Raw genomic sequence first — 22,715 nt, 5'->3', positions numbered from 1 at the left:
ATAGCCGGTCCCTGAGCGAAGTCGTTGGTGAAGCCGCCCCAAAGGGGCTAGGGACGGCTATTTATAGAGCAAATCCTATCTGTATACCCCCCGATTTGTAGGGGCATTGCACTGCAATGTCCCTACGGGGTGCTGGTTTTGAATCGGGGTTTTGTGGATCGGATTCGGTATTATTTGATCAATACGCAGTGCCTCTTGCCCCTACTTGTATTTCCCAGCGTGGTAACGAGCTAGAACTTCTCTATGTGTACAATTACTGCTTTTAGCTTAGGCTAGATAGGGAGCATGAGTGACATGAAGGCAAGGCTGTGTTGTGTCAAACTATCCCTGCGTGACAGGAAGCATGAATTCTTACCCCGCCACACATCGTTCTTTGCGTTCTTTTCCTGATGGGTACTTCTCTAATTTTGACGTTGAAGTTAGACCAATCTACGTTTGAGCGAGCAAACAGGTTACGTCGGCAGTACTTTCCTCCGGAGCGGAATGTCGTTCCTGCCCACATTATTTTGTTTCACCAACTGCCGGGCGATCGCGAATCGGCTATTGCCCACAGCCTAGAAACCCTGTGCGCTCAGACAAAGCACTTTCCTTTTTCCTTGCCCTCGCTTCGGTTGCTGGGCAACGGAGTCGCCATCAGCGTTAGTTCTCCTGAGCTGATGCAATTACACAAAACCCTGGCCACCACCTGGGACGCATGGCTCATTCCCCAAGACCGCCAGGGCTATCGCCCACACATCACCATCCAAAACAAAGTGAACCCCGAAACCGCCCGCCAGCTCTACGCAGAGCTGGACGCGCAATGGCAACCCATGGCGGGATGGGGCGAAGGTTTGTCGCTGTGGTACTACCACAGGGGACCGTGGGAATTAGCCAGGGAATTTTGCTTCGCCCAATAACTCACGCCCTAGGGGCTGCCACCAATTAGCCGCTGATGATTCAAGGATCAGGGGTTGCCCCTAGGGTGTTTTTGGGTCGGGCGTGGCAATGCTAATGGCATCAGAACTTTAGCCGAAATTGATGACACGCCCTTGGTTCTAAAAGGCGTAGCGGATGTTGCAGTAGGGCAACTGCTGCGCCAACAACTCCCGTAGCCCATCGACCAGCGTGCCCTTCAGGCCTCGCTTGTAGCGCACATTCTTGCCACCGGTCTGAGAGAACTTGGTTTCCTGTAAACCAGGTTGCCACAGCAAGTCTTCTGCCTGGGGATGCCAGCCCAAATTGACCTCGTGCAGGCGATCGTTGTGGGTCAGGAAAATGACCTCTGCCTGCAACTGCTCCTTGGCCTGGGGCGAGAGGGTATCGTCGATCTCTGCAAACAACTGCTGGTAATCGGCCAGCCAGTTCTCGTAATAGATTACTGGAGCGAAGTTGACGTGCACTTCGTATCCGGCATCGACAAAGTCGTTGATGGCGGCAATGCGATCGCTGATTGGCGACGTCCGGATATCGACCACCGAAGCTTTAGACTGGGGCATTAGGCTAAAGCGAATGCGGGTTTTGCCCTGCGGGTCATAGGTCAAAAGCTCACGATTGACGCGCTTGGTCGCAAAGGTAGCCTTCGCGTTGGGCAGATCGCGAAATAGCGTAATCAGGTCTTTCACATTGTCGCAGAGGGCAGCATCGACCGAACAATCGCTGTTCTCGCCAATCTCGTAAACCCAGTACCTAGGGTCAACCTGATTGGGTTCTGGCTTCGTGCCCTGCCGTCCGGCGTGGCGGCTGAGATAGCGCAGGTTCTGCTCAATGTTGACAAAGGTCGTAATCGGGTTTGCAAAACCCTTGCGGCGGGCCACATAGCAGTAGGCACAGGCCATCGCGCACCCATTGGCGTGGGACGGGGCCACAAAGTCGGAACTGCGGCAGTTGGGACGCGCTTGCAGTGACTTCTTCACCCCCAGCACCAGCACCGTGCGCTTGATGCGGTTCCAATCCTCCACGGAGCCTTCGTTGCCGTGGAGGTCCGGAATGTTCCAGTGAGAAGCAACCTCGATCAATTGGGTGTCGGGATATTTGGCGAGAATTTCCTGCCCGCGAGGATAATCCAGCGCAGCCGGTTCGTAGTAAATCTCTTGAATGTTCAGTAGCCGAGCAAGGTCATTCGATCGGACGGAGGGAGATTGAAGCGATGTCGTCGTCAAAGGAGGTACCTTCATCCTTATACTCTTTCAGGGTAAGTTCAGGCGAAGGCGTTGTCGGGGAAAGAGAACCGCCCATTGAGGGGGGAAGTTACGTACCAGGTTAATTCGGGCCTCGCCGCATCGAGCCCCGCTGCCGCTGCTTGAGAAGGCGGTGACTGCGATCGCGGCGATGTTGCCACCTATAGGCCCTTGAAGCCTCAAATTTGCTGTGGAAGCGTATCGTACTCTTGCACCAGCGCGTTGCGGCCTTCCTAATAGAGAGATTGCCCCCGCCTTAGCAACGTCACAATCTTCCGGCAGATCGGTCAGGGTTGTTGTTGGCGTTCTGCTCTAGCGGCCTTGAGTTCTCTGCTCTTTAATTCGGCGGCTTGATAAGCATTCACGTAGTCTTTTCCCCCTAGCATCACGTCACCGTAATACTCGTAGGGCGGAGCACCGTAAATCGGCAGCGGAGGATCCTCTGGGTAATCTTCCCGAGCCTCTTCAACGGAGGCTTTTAAGGCCTTGATGCTCAGGCTTTGGGCGGGAAAGTAGTAGATTTCTTGCCGGGCCTTATTTATATGCGGTAGCGTCGGGTCGATAATATCGTCACCCAGCTCAATCCAGGCGTGTTCGATAGGCTCATACTGCCCGTTATTCAAAACCACAAACCCCTGGACGTAGGTCGCTCCGGTCAGTGTCAGCACAGCTCGATGGGTGTTGTCAAAGGGAGCGCCTGCTTTGCTTTTGATCTGTTCAAAAATCTCGAGGGAAAGGGGTTCATTCAGGGTTGGGGGCATTGGGCGTGAGTTTTAGAGTCGCTACTGCAGATCGTAAGCATCTGCGCTGCGTATGTCTATTGCCGCTAGGCCGATGTGCAGGTCGTTTAGTGAGGGCTAGCGCCAAACGGCGGGCTGAGGGCGCGATCGCAGCTCCAGAGCCAGAGCCACCGGCAGGGTAGATGAGGTTCCGGCATACACCTCTACTCTGACCACCCTAGGCAATTCGTAAACGCTCAACATCCCGCTTCGGCGGGGTACCAAACATGCGGGAATATTCGCGGCTGAACTGAGACGGGCTCTCATAGCCAACCTGATACGCCGCGTAGGTTGCATCCGCGTCTTCAGCCAGCATCAGGCGACGGGCTTCGAGTAGTCTCAGCTGCTTCTGATATTGCAGCGGGCTCATTGAGGTCACGGCCTTGAAGTGCCGATGGAACGAGGCAGACGACATACTTGCCTGCTCTGCCAAGTCATCAACGCGCAATGTCTTTGTAAACTCAGCTTTGATCTGTTTAATCACCTCGGCAATGCGCTGCATGTGGCTGCCAGAGGTGGCAATCTGCCAAACCGCCTCGCTCTGGTCACCCATCAGAAGACGGTAATAGATTTCGCGAATGATCATCGGTGCCAGGAATGGAATATCCTCGGGTGTATCTAAAAGCCGCGTAAGCCGGGTGGCACAATCCATCAACGGGGCATTGGCATCGCTTACAAACAAGCCTCTCGCTGAACCCTCTTGTTTATCCGAACTGCGCTGGATCTGATCGATAATATCCCAGAGCTGAGTTGCGTCGAGGCTGAGCTTAAAGCATAGATACGGCTTATCTGGCGTCGCCTCGACAATATTTCCACTGAGCGGCAGATCGACCGTGACCACGATATATTGAGCCGTACCATAGCGATAGGTTTCCTTGCCCAGCAAGGTCTCTTTTCTACCCTGAAGAATGATGCAGAGCGTCGGTTCGTACACAGAGCAAAGTGCTGTAGGAGCCACCGATTCTCGCATAAGCTCTAGCTGAGCGATCGCCGTTGCATGAATACCGTCTCCCTTACCCTCCGTGTGGCGGGCCACTAATTTCGCCAGTTCTTGACACGCATCAATTGTGGTCTCGCGCGTTGAGGGCTCATCTACTATGCTGAGTTCTCCGCTTAGGGACATATTGTTAGACCTTCCATCGTTTCGCTGCAACTATTATAGAGGGTTCTTTTAAGCACCATCTTCTTGCTTGAGAAAATTAGGCAATGATCTGCGAGATTTATGTACTCAGGGTCCTTCTATCAAAGCCTACTATAAATCCATGCCCGAAAGGCAATGAAAGGATAAGGCAATAAAGGAGATAGACCAATGACTCAGAAAACAGGGCTTATTCCAGGTGCTTATCGTGGAATTGAAGCCGGAATCATAACCGCCATTTTGGCAGCAGCGAATTGGTTAACGGCGACTGCTTACGAACAGAATACTTTGCATCGATTCGAGTCAAACTTCAACATGCCAAAGCTTAGCGTAGGCATCACCGTTAAGGCTCAGATGTAGAGTCTCTGCGGATTTGTTTCGGCATTTCTAGTCTTTTACTGAACAAGCAATCACCACTGATAGCGGCGTTAAGCGCGCTATAGCAAAGCACGGTGAATGCGGCATGTATTGGGGTGAATCAACGGCTGTTTATGACACAGCTTATTGATTAATAGGAGTGCTCTTACTGTCTCTAAACAATGCAAGGAAATAACTAATGCCAGAACAATATCAAGAAACTGCTCAATACGAGCAAAATGGACAAACTGATGTTCAAATCACATCTCTACAGAAGAATCAACCTGACTACAGAGAAGCGATTGAGATACTCGCCTCGAAGATCCGGGGTGAACTCATTCTGCCTGGCAACCCTGCTTATGAAGCAGGGCGAAAAGTGTGGAATGGTAGCTTTGATAGTTATCCCGCTGCGATCGCGCGCTGCGTGGATGCGGAGGATGTCAGAACTATCGTCAATGTTGCCCGCGCGTATGCAATGACGCTCTCTGTGCGCAGCGGTGGGCACAGTGCAGCCGGGCACGGCACCAATACCGGTGGGCTGGTAATCGATCTCTCCCAGATGAAGGCGATAACGATTGACCTGGTCCGTCAGACAGCCCGTCTGGAACCCGGTCTGACCTGGGGTGAAGTTGCTAAAGAGCTTCAGCCCCTTGGGCTGGCCATAACGGCAGGGGATGTTGCCTCTGTGGGTGTGGGTGGTTTGCTGCTGGGCGGCGGCATCGGTTGGATGGTACGCGCCTACGGTTTAACCATCGATCGCCTGCAAGCCGTGGAGGTGGTTACAGCGGATGGACAACTAGTGCGTGCCAGTGCGGACGCGCATCCTGAACTGTTTTGGGGGCTGCGCGGCGGGGGCGGCAACTTTGGCATTGCAACTGCCTTCGAGGTCAACCTGCATCCAGGTGGCGCTATCCTGGGCGGTGCCGTTTTTTATGAGGCAACTGAGGCAGAGCGCATCCTGCGGGAGTATACCCGTCTGGCAGCGGCAGCACCCGATGAACTTTCCACCGAAGTTTTGTTCATGCTGGCACCGCCTGCTCCCTTCATTCCCCCCGACAAGCAGGGAACCCCGGTCGTCGGGATTATGGTCTGCTACACCGGGGACATCAGCGAGGGCGAGCGGGTTGTCGCGCCCCTGCGTCAGCTGGCTACCCCGATCGCCGACCTGATTGCGCCCATGCCCTATTCGGCTATGTTTGCGCTCACAGCCGTTGGGGAGATCCCTGGCTTTCAGCATCATTCGCGATCGCAATTCTTCGAGACTTTCTCAGACGAGATGATACACACGCTCGTTGAAGCCTCTCACTCAGTCGTGTCTCCTGAAACGCTAGTCACCCTGAGGGTCCTAGGTGGTGCGATGAGCCGGGTCAGGGCAGATGCGACGGCCTTTGCTCACCGTGATAAGCAGGGCATGGTGCTAGTCTCCCATTTCGCCCCGCTATCAGCGGATGCGACCAGTCTTGATGCCCGCACCCAGCGCGTCTTCCGGGCGCTCTTACCCTACGCTAACGGTGCCTATGTAGGTTTCCTGGCAGACGAGGGGGAGCGGATTCGTGAGGTCTACCCACCTGACACCTACGCACGGCTGGTAGCGCTCAAGAACCAGTATGACCCGACCAATCTGTTTCATCGCAATCAGAACATCAAGCCCACCGCTACCCTAGCGCTACTCGCTGAGCCAGTGGGCTCATAGCACGACCTTTACCCCCCTAAAACAATGAGTACTCAATTTAGTCAAAGCAACGCTGCAAGTGTTAGACGCAGCGAGAACCTCGATTGGTTTGATACGGTCCCTGGCGAGCGGATGGCGATCCGCGTACATAGCAAGAATGTCGGCGGGGCTTTCACCATCCTCGAAGTACGTGTTCCACCGTTTATGGGGCCGCCGCTCCACTACCACCAAGATCGGGAAGAGATCTTTGAAGTCCTTGAGGGTAGATTTCGCTTTCACTGCGAAGGCGAAGAGTTTGAGGTCGGCCCCGGAACATCGGTTGTGGTTCCCCGCAGCAGCGTGCATGGATGGATCAATCTTGGTCCCGGAACAGCCCGGATGCTCTTCACCTTCGTGCCGGGTGGCATCGACGACTTCTTTCCCCTAATCGGTCAAACGCCGCCCGAAGGCTGGACAGATCTTGCCCGCCAGCACGACACATGGATCGTTGGAGCGCCCCTTGCTGTTCAAGCCCCGTTTGCCAACGCTGCTGCTGAACCGGCATAAATTCTGACCTTTAAGGGTTTGTCGTCCTCTCAAATGCTGAGCGGTGTGTCGTAGACATCCCCGCTCAGCGTTTGACGACCTTACTCTAGCGGATGCTGTTGGGCACTACTTTCTGGTTGAGAAAATTAGGCAATGATCTGCGAGGTCTGTGTATTTAGAACCTTTGCCGCAAAACCTACTATGAACCCATGCCACAAAGGCAGTGAAAGGATAAGGCAATAAAGGAGATAGACCGATGACTCAGAAAACATGGTTCGTTACGGGTGCTTCTCGCGGAATTGGTGCCGAAATCGCCAAAGCTGTTTTGGCAGCAGGGGACCAACTGGTTGCAACGTCTCGCAAGAAGGCTGACCTGGAGCAATTTGAGTCGAACCCCAATGTGTTGACGCTGAGCCTCGATGTTACCGATGAGGCTCAGGTGCAAGCGGCCGTTGCAACAGCACTCGAGCGTTTTGGGCAGATTGATGTGTTGGTCAACAATGCTGGCTTCGGCATCCTCGGCGGCGTCGAAGAGACCAGTGCCCAGGAGGTTGAGCGGGTCTATCGGACGAATGTCTTCGGGCTATTGAACGTGATCCGCGCGGTGTTGCCCAGTATGCGCCAGCGCCGCTCTGGGCACATCATCAACCTATCGTCGATTGGCGGCTATCGCTCCACACCAGGGTGGGGCGTCTATTCCTCAACCAAGTTTGCCGTTGAAGGCATTACCGAAGCGCTGCATGATGAATTGGCTCCTCTAGGCATCCATGCCACTGTGGTCGAGCCAGGATACTTCCGCACCGGTTTCCTTGACGGCAGCTCGCTCCAGCGCACCGCTACCGAGATCCCTGATTACGCAGACACGGTCGGTAGGGTTCGTCAAATCGCCTCTGAGCTGAGCTACCAGCAACCGGGAGACCCGGTCAAGCTGGCCCAGGCAATGCTTCAGCTCGCTAATGCTGACACGCCACCACTACGGTTACCCCTCGGCACAGACACCCTTCGAGCCATTGCCCAGAAAAACGCTTATGTCGAGCAAGAAACGGCACAGTGGCGCGCTCTAGCTGAATCTACTGATTACAGATAGGGGCCGCAGGCGAGTGAAGGATGGATAACGAATGAATGCTTTCAAGTTCTCGGTAGCGGCCTGACATTCTACCGAGGACTTGAGGCACAGCTTTTAGCAATCACTCATTTTATTAGGAACTGTCATGAGCACCACAAGCGCACAAAACATCAAACCTACTATCGTTCTGGTTCACGGGGCATTTGCTGAGTCGTCTAGCTGGAATGGCGTCTTGACTCAACTAAACGAGACGGGTCACCCGACGGTTGCTGCAGCCAACCCTCTACGGGGCGTGAAAAGCGACGCAGACTATGTTGTCAGTATTCTCAAGAGCATCGAGGGGCCTATAGTTCTAGTCGGACACTCCTATGGCGGTGCAGTGATCACTAACGCAGCCAATGGCAACGAGAACGTGAAGGCACTTGTCTATATTGCGGCTTTCGCTCCAGATACCGGCGAGAGCGCCGTCGAACTCTCTGGGCGTTATCCTGGCAGCACGCTTGGACCAGCGCTCGCGCCACCTGTTGCCACACCAGATGGTGGTAAAGATCTCTATATTCAGCAAGACAAGTTCCACGCCCAGTTCGCGGCAGATGTGCCGGCCGCCGCTGCACAGCTGATGGCTAGTACTCAGCGACCCATTACGGAGGCTGCTCTTAACGAAGCTTCTGGTACACCCGCCTGGCAGTCCATCCCGTCCTGGTTCATCTATGGCGATCGCGACTTAAATATTCCAGAGGCAGCCCTCTCGTTTATGGCGGAGCGTGCTAACTCGAAGGAAACGGTAGTTGTCAGTGGCGCGTCTCATGTCGTGATGGTGTCCCATCCAGACGCCGTCGCTAGACTCATCGAGCACGCTGCGATCGCAGAATAGAAAAGCTGGCTGCGCCACAAAAACGTTTGAATCCCTCTAGGTATCTCTTTTGAGAAAGGTGCCAAAAATTGTTCAGTGCAGAGCTGGACAATTACCACTCAGCTAAGCCAGGGCCTCCTGTAGGTATAAGCGTTAGGCAACTTAGAACGGCTAGCTAGCTGTGCGTGCAGGCAACTACATCAACCCACAAGCCCTCAGCAGGTTGAAGCCATTGGGCACTCGGATTGATTGATAGTCGCCTCAGCTACCTCCTAGCCGTGTCATTCTGCCCATTCAAAGTCGATGTTTCAGGAAACCGGTTGATTGCAGGAGGTCTAACGCTCGACATGAGCGGCAGCGACCGGTCAGCCACTCAATGGGGGGTTAGGCAACGCCGTGGTGACGTAAAACAAGGCCCGTAGCAGCGAACGCCTCGTTTCCCGCCAGGCGACCAGAAACGCGCTTCACCACTTCAAACCCTTCGCTAAGGTACAACTTTAGCGCGGCCTCGTTGCCTTCGAGAACATCAAGAGAGACCGGACCACCTGCACAAGCGACGGCCTCGCGCACTAGCCGCCTTGCGATGCCACAACGCTGATGCTGCGGGCTGACGTAGAGCCACGTGATTTCACCTTCGGCGATTGCTATGAAGCCTACAGGAACACCTTCCGCTTCCGCGACATACACTTTGCCATCGAACAGGCCCTCTCCCTCTGCCGTTTGCTCAAGCGTGAGAAACGCTTCCAGCAACCCGCTCGCCTCGAGTTCTTGCCTGCGAGCTTCGTCATGGATCTCACATAGCTGCGGCCAGTCAGACGGCTCGTACTCTCGGATCCGCATACGGTACCTAACTCTTAATCAGAGGGAACAATTCTGCCTAATGCCCACACACATGATGTTAGGTGGAAATTTGTCTATCTAACATCCCTGTGGGAGTGTTTAGGCAGACAAATGTCAGCCTAAATGCCGAATACGGGATTTTATGTGGAGAATTTCAGTATAAAGCCCTGGCAATTGGGGGTAATCTCTGAGTCCTGTTTAGCTGCCCGCGCTGCAACCAGCATCCCAATCCCCCTCGGCGGCTCTTTCGTGAAACGTTCCAATACTTGTCCACCCCGGCGTTGGACAATTACCACTTAGCTACGCCAGGGCCTCCTGTGAGTATAGGTGTGAGGCAAGCCGGAACGGCTAGCTGCGCGCGCAGGCAATTATTCAAGAATGTTCTGCAATAGTTAGCGCAAAAAAGGAACCGCCCAGCTTCCTGACATTTGCTGACTCAAAGATTACCTTTGACCGCGCACAACTTGCGCTTCTGGTGGCGCGCCTAGGAATACGACGCGCACCTGTTGCGGCTGAAAAATTCCAGGGACGCTAACTTGTGCCGTCGCTTGCGGGCTGACGACACAGTTGGTGAAGGCGGATTCAGGGTTGTTGGCATTCAGTGCAGTCACATAGATAGTGGCGCGGCGTCCGATCACTTCGCTGTACGACAAAACGGGCAGTAGTGAGTCGAGGCAGCCATTCAGGGTGAACTGAAGCGAAACCCGCGTCTCTGATCCCGTGACATTATCGGCAACGGGGATGCGGACAGCTTGGATTTCGGTAATTTGACCTCCAATCGCCGTCAAGCTTTCGGTGCGAGGTGGAACCGGAATTGCTTGAGCGGTAGTGGTCGCGATTGTGGTTAAGGCTGCTGTGATGGAAAAAATTCGAGCTAACCTAAGTACCGGACACAAACTGTAAGACGTGGAGAAACTCATCGGTTTTTTGTTCAAGATTAAGCACGATGTTTCTAGGATAGTCAAAGCCGTAGCGAAACATGCTCTTGCTGTGCGCCCATGCTTTTTGAGCTTCAACAGCTTGAGGTGATGGAGCCAGGCCAACGTGAACCAACGTGACCCACAGCCGACACCTAACGGGGCGGCCTATTTTTGCCCACACGCAGGGATAGTTTTGGATAGGCCGCCAGTGCTACGCCCCTACTTAGGGGCTGCACGGAAAGGCCACACAGTACGCCAAGGGTTGGGTAAAAAACGGGCAGCCCTTCACCAGCTCCGTGGCCAGGTCGATGGGATAGTTCAGGTTAGATCACACCAACGAGGTATCAAAATGCTATGAGTCCGCACCATGCGATCGCGACTACCAACCGAGGACAAGGCTAGGGCCAGGCTTGAGGCACAATGGCCCCAATGAAATTTCACATCAGCCCTTGGCAGCTGCTGGGGGCTTTCTGCTGGCATCGTGAATCATCGTGCAGCCTTGGGCCGACCGTGCCCCAGTGGGAAAGGACGAGCCGGTGCGATCGCGATGACGAAATTGCTAAACCGCTTGGTGAATGGAGTTTAGGGGCATTTCACCCCGCTAGGGATGGCGTAGTGTCTGAACGGTTCGGACGCGTAGCCCTTCTGGGCGTAGCTACCCTCGCCGCTGAGGCTGCTGCGCTATTTGCCGCTCGGTGTCGCCCCATGACGCACGGGAAGACAGAGGCAGAGAGCTATGGCGGGGAAAAGCGCTCAATGGCGGTCAACGACGTCACACTGACCCAAAAACAAGCCCCCACGGGGCAGCGGTGCCTGTAGGGACTATACCAAGTTGTCTATCTACTACAGTCGGTAGCGCTCTCGTCCATCAGGGTGCCCCCATCTCAAGAAGCGATCGCCCCTAGAGTTGTTAGCCAGTTCTACTTAAATATCAGCTACCTTGAGCGTGAGATCGCCTACTTGTCCTGATGATGGTGATGTGGAATGGGCATCCTACCTGTCTTAGTGGGACAGCCAAGACAGCTATCCCACAAAACCATGAACGGCTCCCGCTGCTCGTCAATCTACTGGTCCTATGACAACCACCCTCAACCCCTACCTCACGGGTAACTTTGCCCCTGTCGAGACAGAGTTAACGGTCGATGAATTGCCTGTCGTTGGCGAGTTACCAGCCGAACTGAGGGGCATGTTTGTTCGCAATGGTCCCAATCCTCAGTTTTCACCCTTGGGGCTTTACCACTGGTTCGATGGGGATGGCATGCTGCACGGCGTTCACATCCAAGACGGCAAAGCGAGCTACCGCAATCGATATATTCGGACGCAGGGGTTTGAACAAGAGCGACAGGCAGGGCAGGCCGTGTTTGGCGGATTGCTCCAACCGTCCCAGGCAGGCTTCAAAAACGTGGCCAATACAGCACTCGTATGGCATCGAGATCGCCTGTTGGCGCTTTGGGAAGGGGGAGAACCCCACGCGATTGATGTGCCCGGGCTAGAAACAATTGGTGCCCACACCTTCAACGGCAAGCTGGCCTCTCCTGTGACGGCCCATCCTAAAGTAGATCCGGTAACCGGGGAAATGATGTTCTTTGGGTATTCGCTAGCCCAACCACCCTACGTCAAATACAGTGTCGTATCGGCAGAGGGAGACCTGTTGCGAACAGTCCCAATCGATCTGCCGGTCGGGGTGATGATGCATGACTTTGCCATCACAGAGCACTACACCCTGTTCATGGATTTGCCCCTCACCTTCCGCTTGGAGCGGCTACAGCGGGGAGAACCGGCCTTTGCCTTCGAGCGCGATCGCCCCAGTCGATTTGGAATTCTGCCTCGCCATGGCGATAACGGGACGATTCGCTGGTTTGAAGCACCCAGCTGCTATGTCTTCCATACCCTAAATGCCTATGAGGATGGGGATGACATTGTTTTAATCGCTTGTCGCACGGGCAGCACCAACGTTTTGGGGGCGTCTCCTGATGCCCACGAGGGAGACAATCGCCAAGTTGGCAGCGACGTGCCTTTGCTCCACCAATGGCGGTTTAACCTGAAGACAGGCGCTGTGCGAGAACAGGCTCTCGACGATCGCGCCTGCGAGTTTCCCCGCATTAATGAGCAGTATTTGGGGCGGCAGTCCCGCTATGGTTACGCTGGTAAGAGTACGCCTACCCCGATGCCGAAGTTTGATGGGTTACTGAAGTTTGATTTGGACAACGGAAGCGTTCAGGTTCACTCGTTTGGAGCCGAACGTTATGGCGGCGAAGGGGTTTTCGTACTGCGACCAGACGCAACCGCCGAGGATGATGGCTGGTTGATGACCTTTGTGCACGATGAAGCGCAGGATGCATCTGAGTTAGTCGTCGTCAGCACGCAAGCGATGACGGATGAACCCATTGCCCGCATTCAAATGCCGCAGCGGGTTCCCTATGGCTTTCATGGCACTTGGGTCTCACTTCCCTAGGGCTAATGAGCTGGTTTCGGCTCAGGACTGCCACATCCAGCTCAGCAAAAACAGAGTCCCCAAGCAGGCTTCTGCCACCACACCGCCAATATTTTTGAGGGTAACGCTGTGGTCAGCGATGCTCGATATCAACCGCACGGCCGCAGCCACTAACGAAGCCACCCCGAGGACGGTAAAGGCATCCGTAGACTGCAACCACAAACAGGTGGCTCCTAGCCCCAAAAAGAAGCGGCGTTGCATAATTGAGAGATGAGTTAGGGTGATCTGCGATGCAATGTCCAGAATGTGGAGCCACTCACATCCGTAAGAATGGCAAGCGGAAAGGTAAACAAAACCACATCTGTGTAGCCTGCGGTCGTCAGTTTATTGAGGCCTATGAGCCTCACCGAGGGTACTCGGATGAGGTCAGACGCGAATGCCTCAAGATGTACGTTAACGGCGCTGGGTTTCGAGCGATAGAGCGAGTCAAAGGGGTGCACCATACGACGGTCATTACTTGGGTGAAGCAAGTGGGCGAACGCCTCCCCGATGCTTACGCCCCTGAAACGACGCCAGAGGTCGGCGAACTCGACGAGTTGGAAACCTTTGTAGGCTCAAAAAAACAAGATTTGGCTGTGGACAGCCGTTGACCACTTCAAAAAAGGAATCTTGGGTTGGGTCTTAGGCGACCATAGTGCCGAGACGTTTCAACCGCTTTGGACCCTGGTTGGCAGCTGGCAGTGTTACTTCTATGTCACCGATGGATGGACGGTGTATCCCAGCTTTATTCCAGCAGGCGATCAGATTGTCAGCAAAACCTATATGACTCGGGTTGAAGGAGAGAACACTCGATTACGGCACTATCTAGCCCGTCTGCACCGCAAAACGCTCTGCTACTCCAAGACCGTAGAAATGCTGGCTCACTCTGTTCGCTTGTTACTTCACTACCTCAAGTTCGGCGATGTGCCAGTCCCGTCAAGGTTCATCTCTTGATTCAGCAACGCCGAGGGTATAGAGATGCCGAAGCGCGATCGCCATGACCAGGCGGAAATTTGGTCGGCGGACCAGTTCGAGCAGGTGATGGGGGAGCTGAGCCCAAAGATGCGCTCGCTGTTTTCGATCTGCTACTACACGGGCTGCCGGGTGAGTGAGGCACGGCAGCTACGGGCGGAGGATGTGGTGGGGGAGACGATCGTGCTGCGCAAGGCGACGACGAAGACGAAACGCACGCGAGCGGTGCCGATTCATCCCAAGCTAAAAGCGGTGCTGGCGGCGGCGGATTTACCCAGTCGGGGCTATCTGTTTCCGGGGCGGAGTGGAGAGGGGCCGATTACGCGGCAGGCGTGCGATCTTGCGTTGCGAAAGGCGTGCGACCGTCTCGGTCTGCGCGGCTACAGCACCCACAGCAACCGGCGCACCTGGGCAACGCGGTTGGATAAGGCGGGGGTGCGGCTGAAGGCAATTCAAGATCTGGGCGGGTGGTCGTCGATGGCGGCGCTGCAGCGATACCTCGATGTGTCGGAGGAGGAGAAGGTGGAGGCGATCTCGCAGCTGTAGAGCACTGGTTGGGCTTTGACCTACTCCAGCTAGTGGGCATTGCTGTGCTGGCCTCGGCGAAACTGCTTGGCCTAGTCTCCTTGCGATCGCCCCCACCAGCGATCGCCCCTACCAGGCTCACAGCCGACGCAACAGAAGCTCAGCCAGGAAAAGATCACATGAGAATTCTTTTCATAGTCTGTAAGCAAATGTGCTCTATACCAGTAGCGCTGAGAAATGGACTTGATTTGGCCTGTGCTGCTCTGTGCCAGTTGTCTCAAAGCCTGATTTTGCCGTTCTCTATAAAGTCACAGCCAAGTCCCTCAATTGCCTTGAATGCCTTGTATGGAGAGGGCTTTCACACAGATCTAACCGTGGAGTAGTTGCGGCGCGGGCAACTATGCAATCTGATTGGGAACTAATCCCAAGCTGGAGCTTGAGATTTTTCAGAACCCTTGATTTTTTAGAATATTACGCTGAGTAGATGCCGATCCTATACGCTCTATTCGGCTATACGCGCAATCGCTAGTCGGAACCAGCCTAGAGCAATCGGTTCAGGCATCAGGCGATCGATAGGCTTTTCAAGCCCTTCCTTGTCCACTACGGCCTCCGATAGGCCGTCTCTGATATTAGAGATGACCTATCGCTACTCACTCCCAAGCTAATCAGCAGGTGGCATCACAAAGTTAGGGAATAGCCCAGCGGTGCAGCTCGTATCCGGCGTGCGCTCCGGGTCATTCACAAAGGCCACGCCGATGTCTTTGGCGCACTGGGAGGCGACGATCGCCCCGTGGCCCGTGCTGGAAAGCTCCACAAAGGTGCCGTTGCGGAGGCCTTCCATTACCCCGATGCCCATTTCGGTGTTGGTTTGCACATCATAGCGGCCTTGCAGCACCAGGGTAGGAATGCTGCTGTTAATGGGGGCGTGTTCGCTGGCGGGGGCTGCCTCTACGGGCCAGAAGGAGCAGACTTCGTAGGCTTGTTGGGCCGCCACTACCCGCCCGGTGCCGAGCTGGGGCATGAGCATAGCCGCGTAGTTGGCCTGGGTTTGGGCCGGGTTGCTAAAGGGCACCAGTTCGCGGCAGTCTACACTGCGAAACATCCCTGAGGTGATCTCGGCATCAATGGCAAGCGCCGAGTCGGTAAGGGCCGATACCACGTCGTAGATATGGCGAACCTCCACCTCAGACATCGCGTTGACGGCAGCGGTGAGGGTGGCGGCGTTGTCGCCTTCAAATTCTTCGGCTACAAAGTCGATCAGGGTCTGGCGGTTGCGGGGGGCCTGCTGATAGCCCACCCCCATGAGGTTGACCATCAGCAGGGTATTCTCGGCTTCGGGCAGGGTGTCGGCAATGGCTTCGATCTGCTGTACCCATTGGCTGGCGGGGCGGCTGGTTTCGGCAGCGGTCGCCCTGGCTCGCAGAATATCCTCCGCCTTGGCCTCAAAATCTCGCGCTTGCAGGCGGTAGGCCTCGGGCGAAGATTCAAAGGTTGGTGAGTTGGCCGTGCTACTGAACAGTGCCCCGGTGATCACCCCGGCAAAGGTGGTGGTGATGCCCTGCTCTAGCTCTTGAACAGTTAGCGGCAGGTAGGGGGCAATCTGGCCGGGGTGGTGATTCATCAGCTCAATCAGCGTGGCAAAATCGGCGGCGGTGACCTGCTCGATGGGGGTGGTGCGTTCTAGGGGCGTAATCGGTTCTGCCAGGGGCAGGGGCGCTTGATCGAGCTGGTTAAGCAGGGCGACGGTGCGATCGCGGAGGTTGGGGTAGGCGGCACCGCAGGCGGCCTCGGCCTCGCAGTCTTCGACCAGGTTGAGGAAGCTGACCTCCAGGTCGCGGACGATCGCTTCATACTTGTTGGCCTGCATGGGCACCGTCGAGTCGAGCACCACGCTGCGCACTCGGTCGGGGTGGTTGGCCATAATTCGCTGGGCCAGGTAGGTGCCGTAGGAAATGCCGTAGAGGTTGATTTTGTCGTAGCCCAGGGCGGCGGTCAGGTTCACTACGTCCTGGGCGCTGTTGGGGGTGTTGTAATTGCTGAGGTCGTTGCCCTGGTTTTCTAGAATGCGGGCACAGAGATCGAAGAAGGCATAGGCTTGGACTTGGTTGTCGGGGGCATCGGGAAAGCGCGATCGCATCTGTTCGATCAGCGGATCGAGCAGGCCCGCGTACTCGCTATCGGGATTTAAAAGCAGCTTGTAGGTCACCAGCCCCACCGGGGCACAGCCCAGCCGATTGGAGAACTGGGTACCCCGCTGGTCGAGTACAACAATGTCGCGGGTCTGGCGCAGGGGCTCGTAGATTTTCGCCCGCGTTCCTAACGAGTTCGACTCCAGGGTGCTGCCCCCCGGCCCGCCGCGCAGATCCATCACCGGGTCGGGAGCGGGGGAAAGGCTGTGGCTGTGAAGTACTGCATAGGTGAGGTCGATCTGGCGACCGTTGGGCTCGGCATAGTTTTCGGGCACGGTGAACACGCCACAGGTGATGGTTTTGCCCTCAATTTCGTTGGGGGGTAGCACAGTGGGGCAGGGGATAACGGTGGGGTAGCGCGGGGTTTGGGCCAGGGCGGGAATTTGGGCGACGAGGGCAGCGGCGAGGGTGAGAAGGGGGAGGGAGAGGGTGCGGGTTAGGTGTTTCATGGGGGTCGGGAGTCGGGGGAGAGTTTTGAATTTTGAATTTTTGGCAGTGGGGTGGGTTATTGGGGGCTGGGTGTGGCGTGGTGGAGGTTGGTGAATGTGGCTAGGGTCTTGTCCAGATCGGGGGGCTGGCGGATTTGGGTAGCTTGCTCGATCGCATAGCCCACCGCCAGCAGATCGGGTTCGCTGAGGGCTTTGCCGATTAGGAAAATGCCCAGGGGTTCGCCCGTCTCCGCAAAGCCGATGGGGACGGTCAGCGCCGGATAGCCAGCGGGGGCGTAGGCTTGGGTTTCGGCAATCAAGACATCAATACCCGCATCGGCAAAGACTTTATTGAGGTCAGTGCGGGCGGTGGTTTGGTGGGTTTCGCGCAGGGTGGTGTAGGCAGCAGAGGGGCTGTCGCTGCGCTGGGCGTTGATCAGGTCGTCTTGCCCATAGGGAATGCGGTTGGCGGGGTCGGCGTAGTTGAAAGACACCACATCGATCAGGGCGGCGACGGGTGGGTTGGGCAGGGTGGGCAAAAAGGCATTTAGGGATGCTTTGAAGCCGGGGGGCAGGGCGGCGTTGGCATCCGGTGCGCGGGGCACGGCGGCGTTATCCAGCTCGACAGCGGTGATGCCCTGCTGGGTGAGGGCGGCGATCGCCGCTTTGGCTGCTTGATTGCTCGTCTGAAGCACTTTGATAACATTCGGCAGAGCCGTTTGCACATTCGCTGGCAGGTCTGCGGGCGGGTTAGCAAGGAAGGCTTCTAGCTGGGCGAACGTCGCCTCTGAGGTCACGGCTACGCCCACCCGCCGTTGCCTGGCCTGCTCCAGATCCAGAAACCGGGTAAAGTCTTCGCTTTGCAGCTCCGCCACATCGGGATCGGGGCTTTCCTCCGCCCCTTCGTTGGTGTGGGTGAGGGCCGTGAGCAGGGTGGCCACATCAACGACATGTCGCCCAATTGGCCCCGGCACATCCATCCAGTCCACCAGGGGAATGACGTAGTCGCCGCTGACCAGGCCGTGGGTGGGTTTTAGCCCAACGACATTATTGGTGGCCGCTGGTTTGAGGATCGAGCCCTGGGTTTCGCTGCCAACGCTGACGGCGGTGAGGTTGGCCGCTACCGACACAGCAGAGCCAGAGCTAGAGCCGAGCGGGTCAAAGGGGCCGTAGGGGTGGCGGGTTTGTCCACCCAGTGCACTAAAACCACTGGGCATAGCGGGGTCTACATAGTTGGCCCATTCCGACAGGTTGGCCTTGCCGAGAATGACGGCTCCGGCATTGCGCAGGTTTTTGACCAACTGGGCATCGCGATCGCCCCGCCAATCTTTCAGAGCATAGGCTCCGGCGGTGGTGTGCATCTGGTCGCCCGTGGTGATGTTGTCTTTGACCAACACCGGGATGCCGTGCATCGCCCCCCACAGATTGCCTTCGGCTCGTTCTGCATCGAGATTGCGGGCGATCGCCAGAGCATTTGGGTTCAGCTCCATCACCGAGTTGAGCTGGTTGACGTCGTAGCGCTGGATGCGATCGAGGTAGTAGACCACCAGTTCCTCGGCGGAGAGGTCGCCGCTGGCCATGAGTTGCTGCAATTGGGGAATGGTCGCTTCTAGCACCAGGGCATCCATGGTGCTGCGCCGCTCAGCGGAGAGGTTTGCCAGGGCTGGCTTAAAGGGGCTGAAGTCTCGCWKKYKYTTKCWAGNWGWAGWCGGSWTMYGAGAKSSKRARMTNNGTSKSRTRGGCKCGGRGANRGYSTWYRRGRGACNGGGGGAACAGCGACGACGTGGGTGGATAGAGCGAGGGCGATCGCGGCTAGGGCCAGCGGTAAAATGCGACGAAGCAGTTTCATAGGGGCTGAATGTAAGAAGAGGTAAGGGTGAGGGCATTGGCTAGCAGGGGCACACTTAGTCATGGAATGCCAACGGAGTAGCGTCGGTGAAACTCAGGGATGTGGGGGTTAAGTAGTAGCAGAGTTGTTTCACTGGGGGTTTCCCTTTGCAACCGACTCATGGTTCTGCCATTCACTAGCTAGTTGTGGGGCGTTACATCCGCTAAGCCCGTGTTGTAGTTAACTGTTTGTGGCTTGCCGATCTGAATGTTGTTTGTCTCAAAGGCTTGACGCACCCGTAGCCGGAACTCGCGCCCAACGATCCACTGCTGCATAGGTGCAGTCTTGAGCCAAACGCGGACCAGCATGCCGGTGTGGGACAAATCATCAACGCCTAGGACTGTAGGTGGTTCTGGCAAGCGATCGCGCCATTCCGGCTCCCGGTAGAGCTGGTCACACACCTGCTGCAAAACGCTGAGCACCTGTTTCGGGTCGTTCTCGTAGGCCGCCACCACCGAAAAATCGACCCGCGACCACAGGCGCGTCAGGTTGCTGACATCGGTGATGGTGCTGTTGGGAATCGTGATCAGCTGCCCCTCGCTGTTGCGCAGCTGCGTCACGCGCAGGTTGAGGTTTTCGACCAGGCCACTCCTCTCGCCAATCTGCACCACATCGCCCACGGCAAACTGATCTTCAATCAAGATCAAGCAGCCGTTGACCAGGTCTTTGACCAAACTCTGGGAGCCAAAGGACACGGCCAGACCAATCACCGCGCCCCCTGCCAAAATTGAGCCGGTGGGAATGTTAAACAGGCTGAGGGTCCAAATGATGCCGATGATCACCAGCACCGAGGTTGTCAACCCCTTGAGGGCGTTGGAGATGGTGGTGGCTCGCAGGGAAATCCGCTCGGCTTCGCCCAACACCAGGTAGGGGCTAGTTTTCCAGGAGTGGGTCAGGCGGTTGATTAGGCTGCTGCTGATGCGAATGGCTAAACTGATGCCAAACCAGAGGGCCATCAAGACTAACGGCGTTGTCCAGGCGTAAAGGCTCCACCGCATCAAGAGGGGCACTGTGGACAAGATGCGGGCAATGCCGACGTACCACATCACAATCAAAACCCAGAACAGCAGCCACGTTAGAAACTTGCCGATTTCTAACTGCCGCTGCACGCTGAGCGAGTGCTGCACCCTGGCGAGAACTTGCGATCGCAGTGTAGCCCTGGCGATCGCCTCCCCGTCCTCTGGGTCTGGCGGCGATGGGCCGACGGCGATGGCCGCTAGCTGCTCCTGATACCGGCTTTCCAGGGTTTGCTGTCGGCGGGTCAACCGGCGGCGCAACCACCAGATCGCCGCGCTGGCCAGCAGCAGCCCCAGCAAAATTTGCAGAGCCTGCCCGATGCGCTGAGCAATCACCTCTGGGCTGCCTAGCTCTCTAAAGCGGACGATCTCAGCCTGAAGAATGGTCTGCCACTCCTGGGCGAGTTCGTCTAGGGTTTTGCCGTTGAAGTCGGCATCGGGCTCGGTCACGGTCACCAGCCGGATGGGGCGAGAGGACTGGTCATCGCTCGCCTGAATGATCGGCTGGTTGCTGAGGGTGGCAATCGTCACGACCGGTGGCTGGGCTGATGGCTCACTGGCATAGGCGCGATAAAACAGCCGCCACAGGCGCTCATTCACTTCCTCGGCGCGCACCTCAACTGGCAGCAGTCCTTCGGGAACGCGATCGCGATTCAAAACCGTCGGGGACGTGACCTCAAACAACTCCCGCCGATCGAGGGGCGATCGAATAGAGGCGGTTTCGTATTCGCCGTGGCGGCTGACCCCGTCGGGCGGACTAAACGCGCTGGAGTTAGCGGTCGGCAGCGAGGGTAGCTGGCTGTGGGCGATCGCTCCGCTGCCCAGCACCAGGGCAACGGTCATGAAGCCGAGCAGTGCCAGCCGCACCGTTGAGCGAAAGCATCGATGACACCGAACCATAGGGAATGGAAAGGGTGAGCCCCTAAATACTAAACCGCTGGGAGCAAGGGCGATTGCCTCGGAAAAAGCGCTGCAGGGCTTCAAACGCGCTAGCTCCGCAGCCGCGCCAGCTCGCTCCGCCAGGAGGCCACCAGAGGGTCGCTTTCCACCGATTGACCCGCCTGCCTGACCCGCCACTTGCGAATCGCCAGCTCATCCTGCGCCCGCACAATCGCCGCGGATGTGCGGCGATTGAGGTGGGGAATAGACCGCGTTTTGAATATGCGATCGCCCTTCACCGCTTCATACTCTTCTGGCAAAATCACAGGTTCGCCCTCATCGGCCAGCTCTTCACAAATCACCTGCCGCTCCCAGATGCCGCTCTGCCACAGCATCACTCCAACAATGAGGAAAAATGGGAAAAAGCCAATTAATCTCCAGGCACTATGGATGATCCACACGTGGAAGAAGGGTTCAACCATCTGAGGGGCCACTTCGGGCGTTGAGGCTTGGGTTACCGGCTGCCCAGTGGTGAGAAAAACAAACAAGAGCACCATCAGACCAATGCCATTGTTGAGGAAATGCGCCGAAAACCCCAGCAGCCAGCCCCCCACAGGAGCCGCGTAGCGCAGCCAGCGACGAGTGGTCTGCCGAGCTAGCCCCAGCCCCAGGCCAAAGAGCCCGGTGAAGAGCCCATGCCCCGCCAGGCCAAACAGAGAGAAGCGATCCCCGAGCTGAAGATACAGCGGCACGTCTCCGTCGGCGGCAAACCCTATCAGCACGTACAGAGGCGCTTCGCACAGGTTAAACCCAATGCCGACTAGCGCGCCGTAGATGAAGCCGTCGCGAACATTGTCAAACTCAGCCCGCAGCAGCCAAAACAGCAGCAGCACGCCCAGGCCTTTGGTGGTTTCTTCCACCAGAGGCCCGGCCACGGGAGCGCCCAAAACCCTCCCAGCATCGGAGCCAAAAATGGTCTGAAGGGCGGGATGCAGATCGATAAAACCGGTGATGGTGGTGAGGAGGTAGGTGTTGATCGGCAGTGCCACTCCGGTGGCAATTAGCCCGCCCCACAGCAGGGCGATCGCGTAGAACCATTTCGACTCGGGCTCGCGGCGATCGAGAAACCACACAATCGCCAGGGGCACAAGCGACAGCAAAGCTGCCCCCGCCAGAGCGATGAAAAAGACCCGAAAACCACCCTGGGTTACAGCCGAAAATTCTTGGATAAACGATGACGCGCTGATGATAATCAGCACCAGTAGAACAACGACCAGAAAGGCGGCGTTGCGGGGTTTATTTAAAGGCGAGCCGTACAGCAGACTGGCTCTGTTGGATAAGGTCATACGTGCCTGAGAATGGGAACAAAGAGTACCGATCCAGCTAGTTCTCGCAGTGGTGCCAATCTACGTAATAGATGTTCTGGTAGCGGCCATCTGAGGTGACAACTTCAACACACCGCCCCGAGTTGCCCTCAATCCAAAATGAGGCAACGGCAGCATTGGATATGCGCTCGTTGCGGCGATAGCTATACCCCCGCCGCTGCAATTCGGCCTCGGCTTGACCGGCTCTGGCTCCCACCATGTCTTGCAGGGCGGGGGGAGCGGTATTGCTCACGGCGGGCGGATCGCCGCGATCGCAGTCAGCCGTGCCCCCGGTATAGGCCAGAGAAACGTAGCGCCCCTGCTCGGTTCTCACCGTAATGCACTGCCCTGTGCTCGACTGAGTCCAGTAACTATAGACCGCATCGTCGGAACTCTCGGCCCAGCGATAGATATAGCCTCGCTGCTGCAATTGAACTTCGCCATCGCGCCCGCGCACGTTCACCAAATCGTTAAGCTCACGCACAGAATCGCCAGCATTTTGAGCCTGGGCGCTAAAGGTCGCTGCGATGACCAGCGAACTCACCACCCCAGCAATGACTCGATGCAATTTCATACAGATTACCTATCAAGATTATTAGTACCGATCGAGATTGGTCCCCCAGTTACTCGCAGTAAAAGCCTCTCTCGGCATCCCCCTTTGTAAGAGGGGCAGGG

Annotated in this window: 21 protein-coding genes; 10 read left to right on the top strand and 11 right to left on the bottom strand. The window is 56.5% G+C overall.

Going from position 1 to position 22,715, the window contains the following annotated elements; translation table 11 throughout:
- Positions 1 to 389 precede the first annotated feature (389 nt).
- Positions 390 to 896, top strand: coding sequence for a 2'-5' RNA ligase family protein (locus tag IQ265_RS09435; protein ID WP_194052738.1), 507 nt, complete (start codon positions 390 to 392; stop codon positions 894 to 896).
- A gap of 138 nt (positions 897 to 1,034) precedes the next feature.
- Here the strand turns inward: IQ265_RS09435 and IQ265_RS09430 are convergent, their stop codons facing one another.
- From IQ265_RS09430 to IQ265_RS09420, 3 genes are all read right to left on the bottom strand, one after another.
- Positions 1,035 to 2,153, bottom strand: coding sequence for a spore photoproduct lyase family protein (locus IQ265_RS09430; RefSeq protein WP_194052737.1), 1,119 nt, complete (start codon positions 2,151 to 2,153; stop codon positions 1,035 to 1,037).
- A 290-nt stretch (positions 2,154 to 2,443) separates the two neighbouring features.
- Positions 2,444 to 2,917 carry a hypothetical protein gene (locus tag IQ265_RS09425; protein WP_194052736.1) on the bottom strand — a complete coding sequence of 158 codons (474 nt, stop codon included), beginning with the start codon at positions 2,915 to 2,917 and terminating at the stop codon, positions 2,444 to 2,446.
- A gap of 196 nt (positions 2,918 to 3,113) precedes the next feature.
- Positions 3,114 to 4,058: an AraC family transcriptional regulator gene (locus IQ265_RS09420; protein WP_194052735.1), complete on the bottom strand. Its 945-nt coding sequence runs from the start codon at positions 4,056 to 4,058 to the stop codon at positions 3,114 to 3,116.
- 186 nt (positions 4,059 to 4,244) lie between these two features.
- On the opposite strand from IQ265_RS09420, the gene IQ265_RS09415 reads away from it, so the two are divergent.
- The 5 genes from IQ265_RS09415 to IQ265_RS09395 all read left to right on the top strand — a co-directional run bounded on the left by IQ265_RS09415 (position 4,245) and on the right by IQ265_RS09395 (position 8,567).
- On the top strand, positions 4,245 to 4,433 hold the full coding sequence (locus IQ265_RS09415) for a hypothetical protein (RefSeq protein WP_194052734.1): 189 nt from the start codon (positions 4,245 to 4,247) through the stop codon (positions 4,431 to 4,433).
- 196 nt (positions 4,434 to 4,629) lie between these two features.
- Positions 4,630 to 6,123: an FAD-binding oxidoreductase gene (locus IQ265_RS09410; RefSeq protein WP_228037743.1), complete on the top strand. Its 1,494-nt coding sequence runs from the start codon at positions 4,630 to 4,632 to the stop codon at positions 6,121 to 6,123.
- A gap of 24 nt (positions 6,124 to 6,147) precedes the next feature.
- A complete protein-coding gene (locus IQ265_RS09405; protein WP_194052731.1) occupies positions 6,148 to 6,648 on the top strand; it encodes a cupin domain-containing protein in 501 nt (166 codons plus the stop codon).
- A gap of 235 nt (positions 6,649 to 6,883) precedes the next feature.
- A complete protein-coding gene (locus IQ265_RS09400; protein WP_194052729.1) occupies positions 6,884 to 7,714 on the top strand; it encodes an oxidoreductase in 831 nt (276 codons plus the stop codon).
- A gap of 124 nt (positions 7,715 to 7,838) precedes the next feature.
- Positions 7,839 to 8,567: an alpha/beta hydrolase gene (locus tag IQ265_RS09395; protein ID WP_194052727.1), complete on the top strand. Its 729-nt coding sequence runs from the start codon at positions 7,839 to 7,841 to the stop codon at positions 8,565 to 8,567.
- A gap of 363 nt (positions 8,568 to 8,930) precedes the next feature.
- On the opposite strand, the gene IQ265_RS09390 is transcribed toward IQ265_RS09395, so the two are convergent.
- Positions 8,931 to 9,386: an N-acetyltransferase gene (locus IQ265_RS09390; protein ID WP_194052725.1), complete on the bottom strand. Its 456-nt coding sequence runs from the start codon at positions 9,384 to 9,386 to the stop codon at positions 8,931 to 8,933.
- Positions 9,387 to 9,829: 443 nt separating this feature from the next.
- Positions 9,830 to 10,351 (bottom strand): hypothetical protein, encoded by a 522-nt coding sequence (locus IQ265_RS09385; protein WP_194052723.1) that lies wholly within the window; start codon positions 10,349 to 10,351, stop codon positions 9,830 to 9,832.
- Between the two features lie 375 nt (positions 10,352 to 10,726).
- Between IQ265_RS09385 and IQ265_RS09380 the strand changes: the two genes are divergently transcribed.
- Positions 10,727 to 11,125 carry a hypothetical protein gene (locus IQ265_RS09380; protein WP_194052721.1) on the top strand — a complete coding sequence of 133 codons (399 nt, stop codon included), beginning with the start codon at positions 10,727 to 10,729 and terminating at the stop codon, positions 11,123 to 11,125.
- A 256-nt stretch (positions 11,126 to 11,381) separates the two neighbouring features.
- Positions 11,382 to 12,761 carry a carotenoid oxygenase family protein gene (locus IQ265_RS09375; RefSeq protein WP_194052720.1) on the top strand — a complete coding sequence of 460 codons (1,380 nt, stop codon included), beginning with the start codon at positions 11,382 to 11,384 and terminating at the stop codon, positions 12,759 to 12,761.
- A 21-nt stretch (positions 12,762 to 12,782) separates the two neighbouring features.
- Here the strand turns inward: IQ265_RS09375 and IQ265_RS09370 are convergent, their stop codons facing one another.
- On the bottom strand, positions 12,783 to 13,001 hold the full coding sequence (locus IQ265_RS09370) for a hypothetical protein (protein WP_194052717.1): 219 nt from the start codon (positions 12,999 to 13,001) through the stop codon (positions 12,783 to 12,785).
- Positions 13,002 to 13,030: 29 nt separating this feature from the next.
- Here IQ265_RS09370 and IQ265_RS09365 point away from each other — a divergent pair.
- Positions 13,031 to 13,733, top strand: a protein-coding gene (locus tag IQ265_RS09365; RefSeq protein ID WP_194052070.1) for an IS1 family transposase whose coding sequence is annotated in 2 segments (ribosomal slippage) — positions 13,031 to 13,363 and positions 13,365 to 13,733 — 702 coding nt in all. Because the reading frame shifts where the segments join, the coding sequence is not laid out codon by codon here.
- Positions 13,734 to 13,757: 24 nt separating this feature from the next.
- Positions 13,758 to 14,297: a site-specific integrase gene (locus IQ265_RS09360; RefSeq protein ID WP_194052716.1), complete on the top strand. Its 540-nt coding sequence runs from the start codon at positions 13,758 to 13,760 to the stop codon at positions 14,295 to 14,297.
- Between the two features lie 640 nt (positions 14,298 to 14,937).
- Here the strand turns inward: IQ265_RS09360 and IQ265_RS09355 are convergent.
- The 5 genes from IQ265_RS09355 to IQ265_RS09335 form a co-directional block, all read right to left on the bottom strand.
- Positions 14,938 to 16,914, bottom strand: a complete 1,977-nt coding sequence (locus tag IQ265_RS09355) for an alpha/beta fold hydrolase (protein ID WP_194052715.1) — start codon at positions 16,912 to 16,914, stop codon at positions 14,938 to 14,940.
- 56 nt (positions 16,915 to 16,970) lie between these two features.
- Positions 16,971 to 18,521 (bottom strand): amidase family protein, encoded by a 1,551-nt coding sequence (locus IQ265_RS09350; RefSeq protein ID WP_194052713.1) that lies wholly within the window; start codon positions 18,519 to 18,521, stop codon positions 16,971 to 16,973.
- A gap of 400 nt (positions 18,522 to 18,921) precedes the next feature.
- The gene (locus IQ265_RS09345; RefSeq protein WP_228037742.1) at positions 18,922 to 20,697 is read right to left on the bottom strand and encodes a mechanosensitive ion channel family protein; all 1,776 of its coding nucleotides are present in this window, start codon (positions 20,695 to 20,697) and stop codon (positions 18,922 to 18,924) included.
- A gap of 89 nt (positions 20,698 to 20,786) precedes the next feature.
- Positions 20,787 to 22,022, bottom strand: a complete 1,236-nt coding sequence (locus IQ265_RS09340; RefSeq protein ID WP_194052711.1) for a PrsW family glutamic-type intramembrane protease — start codon at positions 22,020 to 22,022, stop codon at positions 20,787 to 20,789.
- 37 nt (positions 22,023 to 22,059) lie between these two features.
- Complete coding sequence (locus IQ265_RS09335; protein WP_194052709.1) at positions 22,060 to 22,614, bottom strand: hypothetical protein; 555 nt, start codon at positions 22,612 to 22,614, stop codon at positions 22,060 to 22,062.
- Positions 22,615 to 22,715: the final 101 nt, after the last annotated feature.

This window comes from Nodosilinea sp. LEGE 06152, assembly GCF_015207525.1.
Classification (GTDB): Bacteria; Cyanobacteriota; Cyanobacteriia; order Phormidesmidales; family Phormidesmidaceae; genus Nodosilinea.
This window is presented reverse-complemented; position numbering and strand designations above follow the sequence as displayed.